Source organism: Amycolatopsis sp. NPDC058340 (genome assembly GCF_042723975.1).
Classification (GTDB): Bacteria; Actinomycetota; Actinomycetes; order Mycobacteriales; family Pseudonocardiaceae; genus Amycolatopsis.
In genome coordinates this window covers 1-12,200 of the sequence record NZ_JBHXIB010000093.1, presented here as the reverse complement: position 1 = coordinate 12,200, position 12,200 = coordinate 1, and the positions used below count along the sequence as shown (strand labels likewise).

The following is a 12,200-nucleotide window of genomic DNA, read 5'->3' as shown; positions in this document are numbered from 1 at the left end:
TTAGGCGCAGGGGGCGTCCTCTGTGGACGATCAGCAAAGCGCCGATGCGCGTGAAGGCCTCCTTCCCTCGGCTGAGCCGAGGGAAGGAGGCCTTCACGCGCTAAGAGCCCCAGCTCACTCGCCGAAGTTCTGGTCCACCAGGTCCTTGATCTTGGTGAGCGCTTCGTCGGCCTGCGCGCCCTTCGCGCGGACCTCGATCCGGTCGCCCTGGCGCGCGCCGAGCGCCATCAGCGCGAGCACGCTGTTGGCGTCCGCGGTCTCGTCGCCCAGCCGCACGGTGACCTGCGCGTCCAGCCCGGCGATACTGCGGACCAGTACCGCGGCGGGCCGCGCGTGCAGCCCGACGTCGTTCCGCAGCGTGAGTTCGACACTGCTCTCGCCGTCCTGCGCGCCGCCGTCGAACGTCAGGTCCGGCGGCGCGCCCGCCGACGCGGCCGCTTCGGCGACGGCCTGGCGAGCCGCCCCGCCCTGCGCCGCGACGGCGGCGGCGATGGCGCCTTCGACCAGCGGCGCGTCCACGACGACCGCGGCCGACGGGTCGGCGAGCGATTCGACCGCCAGTTCCGCGGTCATCTGCGCGCTGCCGAGGTCGTACAGCAGGACGACGCCCGATCCGGAATCGGCGCGCTGCGTCGCGGCGACGACCTCGTCGTAATCCGTGCCGATCCCGCCGTCGGCCAGGCCGCCCGCCGCCGCGATGGTGACGTCCGGCGCCATCTGCGCGGCGAGTTCCGCGAGTCCTTCGGCGAGTTTGGCGCTGTGGGAAACGAGTACGATTCCGACGCTCACTTGGCGGCCTCCGCGAAGGCGCGCAGCAGCAGCGCGGTCGATCGGGCACCGGGATCCAGATGTCCGACCGCCCGTTCGCCGAGGTACGACGCCCGGCCCTTGCGCGGCACGAGTTCCACAGTGGACTCGGCACCCTTGTCCGCGGCGTCGGCGGCCGCGGCCAGGATCGCCGCGACACCGTCGCCGGCGGCCTCCTCGGCGGCGGAGACCGCGGGGATCAGGGCGTCGACCATGGTCGCGTCTCCTCCGACGGCCTTGCCGCGTGCCTGCACTCCTTCGAGCGCCGCGCGCAGGGCCTCGACCAGCAGCGGGCCGTCCACTTCGGCCGCGTCGCCCAGCTTGACCGACGCGCGCAGGAAAGCCGTGCCGTACAACGGTCCCGCCGCGCCGCCGACCTTCGAGATCAGCGTCGTGGCGGCGAGTTTCGCGACGGCGGCGGGGGTCTCGGGCGTGGCGGAGTCCAAAGCGGACACGATGGCGGTGAAGCCCCGGTCCATGTTCTCGCCGTGGTCGGCGTCGCCGATCGCGCGATCGAGGTCGACCAGTTCGGCACGGTGCTCGGCGATCACGGCGGCCGCCGCCCGCAAGGCGGCGGCGAGCGTCTCGGCGGTGCAGGCCATCAGACTCCCCACCTCAGGGCCGGGGTGTTCACCGGCGCGTCCCACAACTCGGTCAGCTCGTCGTCCAGTTTCAGCAACGTCAGGCTCATCCCCTGCATCTCGAGGCTGGTGATGTACGGCCCCACCAGCCGCCGTTCGACCACGATCCCACGCCCGGCCAGCAGCCGCTCGGCGATCCCGTGGGCAAGGTACAGCTCGACCAGCGGGGTCCCGCCCATCGAGTTCGTGAACAGCAGGACCTTGTCGCCCTCGGCGAAGGGCAGGTCCGTGACCACCGCTTCGACCATGCGCGCGACGAGTTCGTCGGCCGTCACCACGGCGGTCCGCTCGATACCCGGTTCGCCGTGGATGCCGATGCCGAACTCGATCTCGTCGTCGGCGAGGTCGAAACTCGGCTCGCCCGCGTGCGGCACGGTCGGCGCGGTGAGCGCGACGCCGATCGACCGCACCTGGCCGATCACCTTGCGCGCCAAGGCCTCCACCGCGTCGAGCGTGTCGCCCCGTTCGGCGGCGGCACCGGTGATCTTCTCCAGCAGCACCGTGCCGCCGACACCGCGACGGCCGGCGGTGTAGGTGGAGTCCTTGACCGCGACGTCGTCGTCGATGACCACGCTGCGCACGTCCAGCCCTTCGGCGGCGGCGAGTTCCGCGGCGGTCTCGAAGTTGAGCACGTCGCCGGTGTAGTTCTTCACGATCAGCAGCGCGCCCGCGTCCCCGGTGGTGGCCTTGACCGCGGCTTCCACTGCGTCCGGCGTCGGCGAGGTGAACACCGCGCCCGGGACGGCGGCGGCGAGCATGCCCTGCCCGACGAAACCGCCGTGCAGCGGTTCGTGGCCCGAGCCGCCGCCGGAGATCACCGCGACCTTGCCCGCCAGCGGCGCGTCCGCGCGCACCACGATCGCCGGGTCGTCCTCCACACGCAGGACGTCCGCGTGCGCCGCGGCGAGTCCGCGCAACGATTCCGCGACCACCGTCTTCGGGTCGTTGATGATCTTCTTCAAGGGTGGCCTCCGGCACGTCGGCGGGTGGGGGTGTCCCCTTCCTACCTCTCCCGGCCGGATGCCGCCAGCGTCAGGGCTTCGGCAGCTTGGAGATCACCGATTTGGCGATCTTCAGGGCCTTCCCGCACGAAGCCGCTTCGTCGGGCTTCTCGTCGTAGTTCTTGTAGATCACGCTGGCGATCTCGACCTCGTCGTCGACCCACGGCTTGTGCTGCCACTCGATCTTGCACTCGGCGTCGCTGCCGCTGCCGATCTTCTGGTACGCGGTGACGCCGTCGATGTCGACCTTTTTGTTCCCGTCGCGTTCCTCCGGCGGCAGCCCGCGGCGGAAGCCGATCGAGATCCTCGGGTTGGAGCCCGGCGTCCAATCGCAGGAGTGGAACGAGGTCAGCGTGGTCGCGCCGTGCGGCACCACCTCGTTGAGGACCGCGGTGTCGGCGGCGGTGCACGGATCGACCCCGGTGAGCGTGCCCGCGCCCGCCTGGTACTTCGCCGGTGACGCGTGCAGGCTCTTCACGGCCTTCGCGGCCACGGCACGGCCTGTCGCGCACGCGTCGCCGCCGTCGTAGGTGACCGAGAAGCTGATCCCGCGCTCGGGTTTGCGCAGGGTCATGATGCCGACGTCGCAGCTCTTCCCGTCCTTGTCCTTCCGCTCGATCTGCGGCAGCCCGTCGACCGCCGAAACGGTGACGCCGTTGATCGAGGAGTAGGTCGACGCGCCGATTTCGACCCTGACCGTGAGTGCCTTGCCGCCGGCGTCCACGGCCTTCGCCCGGCAGGTGCCGAACGAGCTGAGATTCGCCGTCGGCTCCTCCGGCGTGCCGAGGCCGCTCATCACTTCCTTGCTCACCAGCCCGCACGGGTCGATCGTGCGCAGCACCGCGGGGGTGACCGCCGGATCGTTGATGTCCCCGTCGGGCACCGAGCCGGAGCCGGAGCCGGGTTCGGCGGCGACGGTGGTGCGGGCGAAGTTGGACTTGCCGAGGTTCTGACCGCAGGCCGAGAGCACGCCCAGTGCGGCGACCAGGGCCAGCACGGACGCGATCCGGCGACGTCGAGCGTTGAGCAGCACGAGATGCACGGTAGCCGGAGCCCTTCGCCGCTGTCCGGACAACCCGGCTATTCGCCGCCCTCGCCCTCGGTGCTCGGCGGCACCACGATGGGCCGCAGCTTGGCCCACAGCACGAACAACCCCGCGAACACCAGCATGCCGATGCCCGCCCACAGGTTGATGTTGACGTCGGCGGCCTTGGCCAGCTCCTCCTCGGTGGTGAAGCCGATGCCCATGATCGTGAGCACCAGCCCGTAACCGCCGATGAGCAGCGCGATGATCAGCCGGATGTCGAAAACGCCGGCCTTCTTGGGAGCTTGCGAAGCAGCCATCTCCGGCCTCCTAGAAGATGATGTTGAGCACGATGGTCAGGATCAGCACGATGCCCGCGAGCAGGCCCGGCTTGCGGTACCAGCCCGCGTCGTCGCCGGTCTCGTCGTGCTTCAGCGACTCCTTCGGGGTGAGGGAGTAGACGAGGCCGACCAGCTGGGCCTCCGGCTTCGGCGCGGTGGCGAGCGAGACCCCGACGCTGACCGCGATGTCGACGACGAACGCCGTACCGGCGGCCACGAAGCTGATGCCCTGCCCGGTGAGCCCGAGGACCCCGGCCTGCGACAGCAGCCACACGGTGATCGCGGAAGCGGTACCGGACACCAGGCCGACCCAGCCCGCCGTCGGCGTCATCCGCTTCCAGAACATGCCGAGGATGAAGGTGGCGAACAGCGGCGCGTTGAAGAAGGAGAACAGGTCCTGCAGGTAGGTCAGGATGTTCCCGGAGTTCGACGCGATGAACGCGGTGCCGATCGCGAGCACGGTGCCGATGGCGGTGACCAGGCGGCCGAGCCGGAGGTAGTAGCCGTCCGACTCGTTCTTCTTCACGTACGACTGCCAGATGTCGTAGGTGAACACGGTGTTGAAGGAGCTCAGGTTCGCGGCCATCCCGGCCATGAACGAGGCGAGCAGACCGGCGAGCGCGACGCCGAGCATGCCGTTGGGCAGCAGGTCGCGCATCAGCAGCAGGATGGCGTTGTTCGCGGTCACGCCGCTCGGCGCGTCGCCGCCGTCGAGCAGGATCTGCTTGTCCTGGACGTACTCGGAAACGGTGACCGCGGCGATCATGCCGGGGATGATCACGATGAACGGGACCAGCATCTTCGGGAAGGCGCCGATGATCGGCGTCCGCCGCGCGGCGGACATGCTCTTCGACGCCATCGCGCGCTGGACCTCGACGAAGTTCGTGGTCCAGTAGCCGAAGGACAGCACGAAACCGAGACCGAAGACGAGACCGAGGATCGACAGGAAGCTGTTGCCGAAGCCGGTGAGGTTGTCACCCGGCCACGAGTGCAGCTGCGCTTCGCCGCCGGGGCTCGCGGTGACCTTGTCGACAAGGCCCTGCCAGCCGCCGACCTTCACCAGGCCGACGATGGTCAGCGGCAGCAGCGCCGCGACGATCACGAAGAACTGCAGGACCTCGTTGTAGATCGCGGCGGAAAGGCCGCCGAGCGCGGTGTAGGAGAGCACCACCGCGGCCGCGACGATGATCGACACCCACAGCGGCCAGCCGAGCAGGAGGTTCACCACGCTGGCGAGCAGGAACAGGTTCGCGCCGGCGATGAGGATCTGCGCGCTCGCGAAGCTGATGCCGTTGACGAGGTGGGCGGGTTTGCCGAACCGGCGGAGCATGAACTCCGGGACACTGCGGACCTTCGAGCCGTAGTAGAACGGCATCATCACGATGCCGAGGAACAGCATCGCCGGGATCGCGCCGATCCAGAAGTAGTGCACGGTCGGCAGGCCGTAGAGCACGCCGTTGGCCGACATGCCCATGATCTCGACCGCGCCGAGGTTCGCCGAAATGAAGGCGAGACCGGTGACCCAGGCCGGCAGCGACCGGCCCGAGAGGAAGAAGTCGAGGCTGCTCGAGACCGACCTCCGCGCCATGTACCCGATGCCGAGCACCAGCGCGAAATAGAAGGCGAGCAGGACGTAGTCGATCGGACTTGCGTCGAGCCGCAGGTTCGCATCGGCCAGCACGTGCAACCGACCCACCTCCATAGTGAAAATGTCCACGAGAAACGCCGGTATCGCGTCAATCGCGGACCATACTGCATGGATTCAGGAACGGCAGTGCGGGTGGGTGACGACTGGCCTGACGTGTCTGTTTCAGGGCGGTTCTTGACAATTCTTGTCCGGTCGGCGCCGCTTCAAGGCGACCACGGCAGCCGCACCGCTTCGATTTCGAAGTCGTTCAGCAACGCTTCGATCAGGGCGGGCGGACCGGCGACCTTGGTGGCCCACAGGTCGTAATCGGTGCACAGGCACCAAGATCGATCCTCGGCCCAGAGATTGGCCGGGCTGAAGTCCGCCTCGGAATGGTCGTACAGGAACCCGGCGTCACCCAGGCGCCCAGCGCGCACGTGGAGGTTGTCGAAGTCCTCGGCGCCAAGGGTCAGCGGGTTGTAGTAGGCGAAGCAGGGAGTATCCGGACCCGCCGGACTGAATTCGGCGAGCACACCGACCAGCCTCGTCCAGGTCTCGCGGTCCAGGCTCCCCTCGGTCGGCGGGATGATCCCGAGCGGCCAGCTGCCGTCCTTCCTGACCGAGGGGAAGCATCGGAAGCACGGCAGTACCCCCGGCGGGACGACCGGATCGCCGGTGCGGCGGGCGAGTTCCGCCCAGCGCAGCCGCCGCCATCCGGGACCGGGATGCCCGGCGCGGCCGATTCCCCCTCCGGTGGTCACGCCCACGGCTTCGAGGTCCCGCTCGTACATCGCGTTGAGCACCCACGCCGCGTCCGGCATCGGCGGCGGCATGAACCCGGTCAGGCCGTCACCGCACATCTCACGCAACCAGCCGGTGGTGCCGGACGGCGCGAGCGGCCATGTTCCCGACAGCGGTTCTCCTCGCACCCCGCCATGATCCCGGAAAAGGGCCGCTCCGTCGCCGGAACGGCCCTCTCCCGTGACCGGTGGGGGTTTACCGGTCCGTGGGCAGGCCTACTTCGCCGTCCTCCTCGATCAACCGGGCGAGGACGTCGTCCGGCATGTACGTGCGGTGCGGGTAGCCCGAACCCCACGAGTTGAGGAACGGCACCGCGCCGAGTTCGTCGGCACGCGGGTTGCCGAGTACCTCGTGCACCTCGTCGACCGACGTCGCCCAGCGATAGGCCTGGATGCCGTTCTTGACGTCGGGCGTGTACGCGGCCCGCTTGACGTGATCGTCGTCGGCATAGGTCTCCGACCAGGGGACGTGCCCCAGTTCGAGCAGGACCTCGGCGGCGGCACGGCACGAGGTGCCGTTGTTGTCACCGGGGTTGGTCTCGTCCCATTCGTCACGCAGCTTCGACTGGTCCCACAGCCACCGCGCGGCGTACAGGTCGCCGTTGAACATCGTCATGCAGCGCGACCAGCCGAAGCCGACGCACGCGCCTTCCCGGCCCTGGTCGTAGAAGGCGTACTGTTTCTCGCCGTCCGTCGATTCACCGGGCTCGAGGCAGACGCAGTGCCCGCCGCGGATCCTGGTGAGCGATTTCGCGCCACCCTTCGCGACGAAGAATTCGCCGGACTTCTCGTCCTTCTCCGGTACGTCGAATTCCTTGTACCAGTTGACACCGATGACGACCGGCGACCGGGTGGGCCGGTCCTCGGCGGCCAGCGCGGTCAGCGGATAGCGCTCGACGTGGCGCCAGTCGTCCGGGACGAACCGGCCGAGGCGGCCGTCCGCCGGGTCACTGCCGATCGGGCGATAACGCATGGGATCCTCCTATCCCTCATCCCACCGGAATACCGCCGGCGAGTTTCACTGCGGCACGATCTTTTCCAGAAACCGCCGCGCGGCCTCCCGCCCGCTTTCGAAGAGGCGCTTCTTCTCCTCTTCGCCGAGCCCGAAGTCGACGGCGGAAATCCCGGTCGTGTCGACGTACACCGTCCGCCGGTTCACACCTTCCTCGTGCAACCGGTAACGATTCCAGTCCGACAGCAGGGTTTCGAGCGAACCGATGGCGATCCGCAACGCGCTCTTCACCGGTTTGTCCCTGCCGCCCACCGGTTCCCCGGAAAGCTTGACGCCCCAGGTCGGCCACCGCGGCTTCTTCGTGTCGGTCCGGTCGAAGACGGTGATCGGGAAGTTCGACAGCAGCCCGCCGTCGACCCAGGTGACGGTGCCCTCTGGACGGACGTCGAACTGCACCGGCCGGAAGTACAGCGGGATCGACATGGACGCGCGGACCGCGTCGACGATCTTCTCCGCACCGGGATCCCGGCCGTACTGGGAATAATCCCAAGGCAGCCGGACGAGCACGCGGCGCGTCAGGTCACTGACGTGGACGACGAGGGAATACCGTTGGTACGGAAGCAAAGTACTGTCCGGATCCTCGATGGCGAGATCGGCGAAAGTGCGCACGCCGACCTCTTCGAGCAACGGCGTCAGCCATTCCACGAGATAGTCGCCGGAGTGCATCCCGTCGTGCAGGAGCAGATCCACGCCGTCACCGAGCGGGCCGGCGACCTTGTCGAGCAGGGACTGGTCCTGGAAGCGCCGGCAGTCCAGGTCGTTCATCACCGCTTCCAGACCGCCGAGATCCTTCCCTGCCTTCTGATAAGCGGCGACCAGTGTCGCCACGATCGCCCCGGCGCTCGTCCCGGCGATCCGGGGAAACGAATAACCGGCTTCGTGCAACTCCAGCACCGCGCCAAGCAGCCCGATGCCTTTGACGCCGCCGCCTTCCAGCACCAGATCGACACACTTCGGAGAATCAGCCATGGCACTTCACCCTCTGCACCCCGCGACCGCCGTATGTCGGCGGTACCCCTCGCGGAAATCGAGTGTGACACAGCGCGACACCGAAGAATCCGGCGTTCACCCGAATGGCCCGGAAGTAGCTGGTTCTTTTGCGGAAGAACGCGAGTTCGTTAATTTCCCGCCGCCCTTTCGGGCATTCTGTGGCGCGAGAAAGAATGCAGATACGACAACCGAGGACTCGATTTGATATCGGCTGTTCAGCGGGCAAGCTCGTGAGTGGCTAGGACGGTTAGAACCGTCCTAGCCACTCACGAGCTTGCTCAGAACAGGCGGAACTCGTCCGACTCGATACCGCGCAGCGCGTCGTAGTCCAGCGTGAGGCACCGGATCCCCCGGTCCTCGGCCAGCACCCGCGCCTGCGGTTTGATGACCTGCGCCGCGAACACACCCTGCACCGGCGCCAGCAGCGGGTCGCGGTTGAGCAGTTCGAGATATCGCGTCAGCTGCTCGACGCCGTCGATCTCGCCGCGCCGTTTGATCTCGACGGCGACACTGGCCCCGTCGGCGTCGCGGGCCATGATGTCGACCGGGCCGATCGCGGTCGGGAACTCCCGCCGCACCAGGGTGTAGCCGTCGCCGAGGGTCTTGATGTGCTCGGCGAGCAGTTCCTGCAGGTGCGCCTCGACGCCGTCCTTCTGCAGGCCCGGTTCCGCGCCGAGTTCCTGGGCGTGGTCGTGGAAGATCTCGTCGATGGTGATGACGAGCTTCTCCCCCTGCTTGTTCTCGACGATCCACAGCTTGCCGTCCTCGATCAGCCAGCACGGCGGGCTCATCCAGTTCAGCGGTTTGTAGGCACGGTCGTCCGAGTGCACGGACACCGAGCCGTCGGCCTTCACGAGCAGCAGCCGGGTGGCCATCGGCAGGTGGGCGGTCAGACGGCCGGCGTAGTCGACCTGGCAGCGAGCGATCACAAGGCGCACCCCGCGAGGGTAGGACAAGCACGGCGATACTGTGCGCATGGACCCCGTTCAGCGTGTCAGCTCGCGTGAGGTGTACCGGAACAACTGGATGACCGTGCGCGAGGACGACGTCCGGCGGCTCGATGGTTCCGAGGGGATCTACGCGGTCGTCGACAAACCGACCTGCGCCGTCGTGATCCCCTTCGACGGGGCGAGATTTCACCTGGTCGAGCAGTTCCGCTACCCGCTCGGCCTGCGGCGCTGGGAGTTCCCCATGGGCACCGCCCCCGAGCTGGCCGACGTCCCGCCGCTCGAACTCGCCGCCCGCGAACTGCGCGAGGAGACCGGGCTGGTCGCGGGTTCGATGGCCGAACTCGGCGTGACGGACGTCGCCGCCGGGATGTCGAGCCAGCGCGGGCGCGTGTTCCTGGCCACCGATCTCACGCAGAGCGAAGCCCAGCGCGAGGTCGAAGAGCAGGACATGCGGACGGCGTGGTTCGACCTCGACGAGTTCGAGAAGATGATCGCCGCTGGTGACATCACCGACGCGCAGACGTTGGCCGCCTACGCGCTCCTGCTCGTGCGCGAGCGCACGTTGTAATGGCCGCTCAGTGTGACGGCCGCTCAGTCCGGCCAGACCGGGGATCGCTTCTCCAGGAACGCCGCCATCCCCTCACGGGCGCCGGGCAGCTGCGAGGCCGAAGCCATCACCTCCAGCGCCAGCGCGTACGCGTCGGCCTCGGGCCGGTCCAGCTGCGCATAGAGGGTCTGTTTGCCCATCGCCTTGCTGGCCCGGCTGCCACGCGTCGCACGTCCCAGCAGGGACGCGACGGCCTCGTCCAGCTCGTCGTCCGGGACAACGCGGTTCACCAGGCCCCAGTCCAGCGCGGTCGCGGCGTCGACGACGTCGCCGGTGAGCGCCAGCTCCATCAGCCGTTTCCGCCCGATCGCGCGGGCCACCGGTACCGCGGGCGTGTGGCAGAACCAGCCGCCCTTGCCGCCGGGCAGGGCGAACCCGGCGGATTCGGCGGCGACGGCGAGGTCGCACGACGCCACCAGCTGGCAGCCCGCCGCGGTCGCGAGCCCGTGCACCCGCGCGACGACGACCTGCGGCACGGACTGCATCGTGCCCATCAGGTCCGTGCACAGCCGCAGCAGCTCGCGGACACCCATCAGGTCGCGGGCGGCGACGTCGCCGAAGTCGTGTCCCGCCGAGAACACCGGACCGGCGCCCGCCAGGACGATCCCGGTGGCGTCGGTGTCCCCTGCCTCGCGGAACGCCGCGAGCAGCTCGGCGAGGTGCTCGGCGGACAGCGAATTCCGCCGCGCGGCGCGGTTCATGGTGATGGTGACGGTGTCGCCGTCCCGCTTCACGAGGATGTGTTCGTACTCGGCCATGCTTCGACGGTAACCGACCGGAACGTCCGGCGATACGAATCGGGCCCGACACCGACCTCGGCACGGAGCCTTCGCCGCAGGTTGGCGGCGGTGCCGAGGCCGGACCGCTGCGCGACCCGCTCGACCGGGAGCTCGGTGGTCTCCAGCAGCCGCCGCGCGAGCCGCACCCGCTGCGCCCGCAGCCACCGCCCCGGTGTGACGCCGGTGGCCGCCGCGAACTCGCGATGGAAGGTCCGCTCGCTGAGCCCGGCGTGACCGACGAGGTCGTCGACGCCGATGTCGTCGGCGATCCGCTCCAGCGCCCAGTCCATTGTGGACGAAACGCTGGGCCGCGACGGCTTGGGCGGCAACGGGTTGTCGACGTACTGCCGCTGGCCACCTTCCCGTGCCGGGGGCATCACCAGCCGCCGGGCGAGGGCGGCGGCGACCTCGGCGCCATGGTCGCGGCGCACCAGATGCAGGCAGAGATCGAGCCCGCCGACCACCCCGGCGGAGGTCAGGACGTCGCCCTCGTCGGTGAACAGGACGTCGCGCTGGACGACCGCGCCGCGAGCGGCGGTTTCGAGGTCGTCCAGCAGCCGCCAGTGCGTGGTGACGGACCGGCCGTCGAGCAACCCGGCCGCGGCGAGGGTGAAGGCCCCGGAGCACAGCGACGCCACGGTGATCCCGGCCCGGTGCGCCTTGCGCAGCGCGGCGACGGCGGCCGCGGGCACTTCGGCGTGCGGATCGACCCTGCCGGGCACGAGGACGAGATCGCACCCCACCAGCCCGCTCAGCCCATGCGTCGCCTCGACCTGGCCGAACGGGTGGATGGCGACCCGGCCGCGGCCGGACGCGCAGAGCCGCACCTCGAAGGGGCCGATACCGCTGTCGGTCCGGTCCACGCCCCAGACCTCGCCGATCACGCCGAGGTCGAAGGACCGGCTGCCCGGCAGGAGGAGCACACCCACGGTTCGCATGGCAGGAAAGTACCGCATCGTGCGTCTTCTGCCACTCCCTCGGCGGCCACGCGAGAGACGAAACTCGAAGCCATGACCACTGAGACCAAGGCCTTGATCGTGATCGACGTCCAGCGCGGCTTCGACAAGCCCGTCTGGGGCCCGCGTAACAATCCTGGCGCGGAGGCCAATATCAAGGCGCTCGTCGACGCCTGGCAGGAACGCGGGCTGCCGATCGTGCTGGTGCACCACGACTCCGTGAAACCCGGCTCGTCGCTGCGGCCGGGGCAGGAGGGCAACCACTTCAAGCCGGAGCTCGACGGCGTGCGCGCGGATCTGGTGTTCGGCAAGAAGGTCAATTCGGCCTTCCACGGCGACATCGATCTCGACGGCTGGTTGAAGACCCGCGGCATCACGTCGTTCGTGCTCGCCGGCATCCAGACGAACTTCTGCTGCGAGACCACCGCGCGCGTCGGCGGGAACCTCGGCTACGACGTGACTTTCGCGCTCGACGCCACCTTCACCTTCGACCTCGCCGGGCCGGACGGCGGCGTCCTGACCGCGGACGAGCTGTACCGGGCGACCGCGACGAACCTGCACGGGGGCGGATTCGCCACGGTCACCTCGACGAAGGAGATCCTCGGCGGGTTCTGAGGCCTGCGGAGAGGCGTGGGTCTCGTGAGTGGCAAGGACGGTTAGAACCG

Annotated in this window: 14 protein-coding genes; 2 read left to right on the top strand and 12 right to left on the bottom strand. The window is 68.9% G+C overall.

Annotated elements, in window-relative coordinates; translation table 11 throughout:
* Positions 1 to 114: 114 nt before the first annotated feature.
* The 10 genes from dhaM to nucS all read right to left on the bottom strand — a co-directional run bounded on the left by dhaM (position 115) and on the right by nucS (position 9,181).
* Positions 115 to 789, bottom strand: coding sequence for a dihydroxyacetone kinase phosphoryl donor subunit DhaM (gene dhaM, locus ACFWIW_RS41740; protein WP_378373545.1), 675 nt, complete (start codon positions 787 to 789; stop codon positions 115 to 117).
* The gene (dhaL, locus tag ACFWIW_RS41735; RefSeq protein WP_378373544.1) at positions 786 to 1,409 is read right to left on the bottom strand and encodes a dihydroxyacetone kinase subunit DhaL; all 624 of its coding nucleotides are present in this window, start codon (positions 1,407 to 1,409) and stop codon (positions 786 to 788) included. Before dhaL ends, dhaM begins: the two co-directional genes overlap by 4 nt.
* Positions 1,409 to 2,410 (bottom strand): dihydroxyacetone kinase subunit DhaK, encoded by a 1,002-nt coding sequence (dhaK, locus tag ACFWIW_RS41730; RefSeq protein WP_378373543.1) that lies wholly within the window; start codon positions 2,408 to 2,410, stop codon positions 1,409 to 1,411. Before dhaK ends, dhaL begins: the two co-directional genes overlap by 1 nt.
* A gap of 70 nt (positions 2,411 to 2,480) precedes the next feature.
* Complete coding sequence (locus tag ACFWIW_RS41725) at positions 2,481 to 3,482, bottom strand: DUF3558 domain-containing protein (RefSeq protein WP_378373542.1); 1,002 nt, start codon at positions 3,480 to 3,482, stop codon at positions 2,481 to 2,483.
* Between the two features lie 47 nt (positions 3,483 to 3,529).
* Positions 3,530 to 3,793 (bottom strand): hypothetical protein, encoded by a 264-nt coding sequence (locus ACFWIW_RS41720; protein WP_378373541.1) that lies wholly within the window; start codon positions 3,791 to 3,793, stop codon positions 3,530 to 3,532.
* A gap of 10 nt (positions 3,794 to 3,803) precedes the next feature.
* Positions 3,804 to 5,501 carry a sodium:solute symporter family protein gene (locus ACFWIW_RS41715; RefSeq protein ID WP_125689950.1) on the bottom strand — a complete coding sequence of 566 codons (1,698 nt, stop codon included), beginning with the start codon at positions 5,499 to 5,501 and terminating at the stop codon, positions 3,804 to 3,806.
* A 164-nt stretch (positions 5,502 to 5,665) separates the two neighbouring features.
* Complete coding sequence (locus ACFWIW_RS41710; RefSeq protein WP_378373540.1) at positions 5,666 to 6,370, bottom strand: hypothetical protein; 705 nt, start codon at positions 6,368 to 6,370, stop codon at positions 5,666 to 5,668.
* 67 nt (positions 6,371 to 6,437) lie between these two features.
* Positions 6,438 to 7,214: a hypothetical protein gene (locus ACFWIW_RS41705; RefSeq protein ID WP_378373539.1), complete on the bottom strand. Its 777-nt coding sequence runs from the start codon at positions 7,212 to 7,214 to the stop codon at positions 6,438 to 6,440.
* Between the two features lie 45 nt (positions 7,215 to 7,259).
* Positions 7,260 to 8,222: a patatin-like phospholipase family protein gene (locus tag ACFWIW_RS41700; RefSeq protein ID WP_378373538.1), complete on the bottom strand. Its 963-nt coding sequence runs from the start codon at positions 8,220 to 8,222 to the stop codon at positions 7,260 to 7,262.
* A gap of 299 nt (positions 8,223 to 8,521) precedes the next feature.
* Positions 8,522 to 9,181, bottom strand: a complete 660-nt coding sequence (nucS, locus tag ACFWIW_RS41695) for an endonuclease NucS (RefSeq protein WP_037341446.1) — start codon at positions 9,179 to 9,181, stop codon at positions 8,522 to 8,524.
* Positions 9,182 to 9,218: 37 nt separating this feature from the next.
* Between nucS and ACFWIW_RS41690 the strand changes: the two genes are divergently transcribed.
* Positions 9,219 to 9,761: an NUDIX domain-containing protein gene (locus tag ACFWIW_RS41690; RefSeq protein WP_378373537.1), complete on the top strand. Its 543-nt coding sequence runs from the start codon at positions 9,219 to 9,221 to the stop codon at positions 9,759 to 9,761.
* A gap of 23 nt (positions 9,762 to 9,784) precedes the next feature.
* Here the strand turns inward: ACFWIW_RS41690 and ACFWIW_RS41685 are convergent, their stop codons facing one another.
* Both ACFWIW_RS41685 and ACFWIW_RS41680 read right to left on the bottom strand, forming a co-directional pair.
* The gene (locus tag ACFWIW_RS41685; protein ID WP_378373536.1) at positions 9,785 to 10,558 is read right to left on the bottom strand and encodes an enoyl-CoA hydratase-related protein; all 774 of its coding nucleotides are present in this window, start codon (positions 10,556 to 10,558) and stop codon (positions 9,785 to 9,787) included.
* Entirely contained in the window at positions 10,531 to 11,517 is a 987-nt protein-coding gene (locus ACFWIW_RS41680) for a GlxA family transcriptional regulator (protein WP_378373535.1), read from the bottom strand. The genes ACFWIW_RS41685 and ACFWIW_RS41680 overlap by 28 nt, the downstream gene beginning before the upstream one ends.
* Positions 11,518 to 11,589: 72 nt before the next feature.
* On the opposite strand from ACFWIW_RS41680, the gene ACFWIW_RS41675 reads away from it, so the two are divergent.
* Positions 11,590 to 12,150: a cysteine hydrolase family protein gene (locus tag ACFWIW_RS41675; RefSeq protein WP_378373534.1), complete on the top strand. Its 561-nt coding sequence runs from the start codon at positions 11,590 to 11,592 to the stop codon at positions 12,148 to 12,150.
* Positions 12,151 to 12,200: the final 50 nt, after the last annotated feature.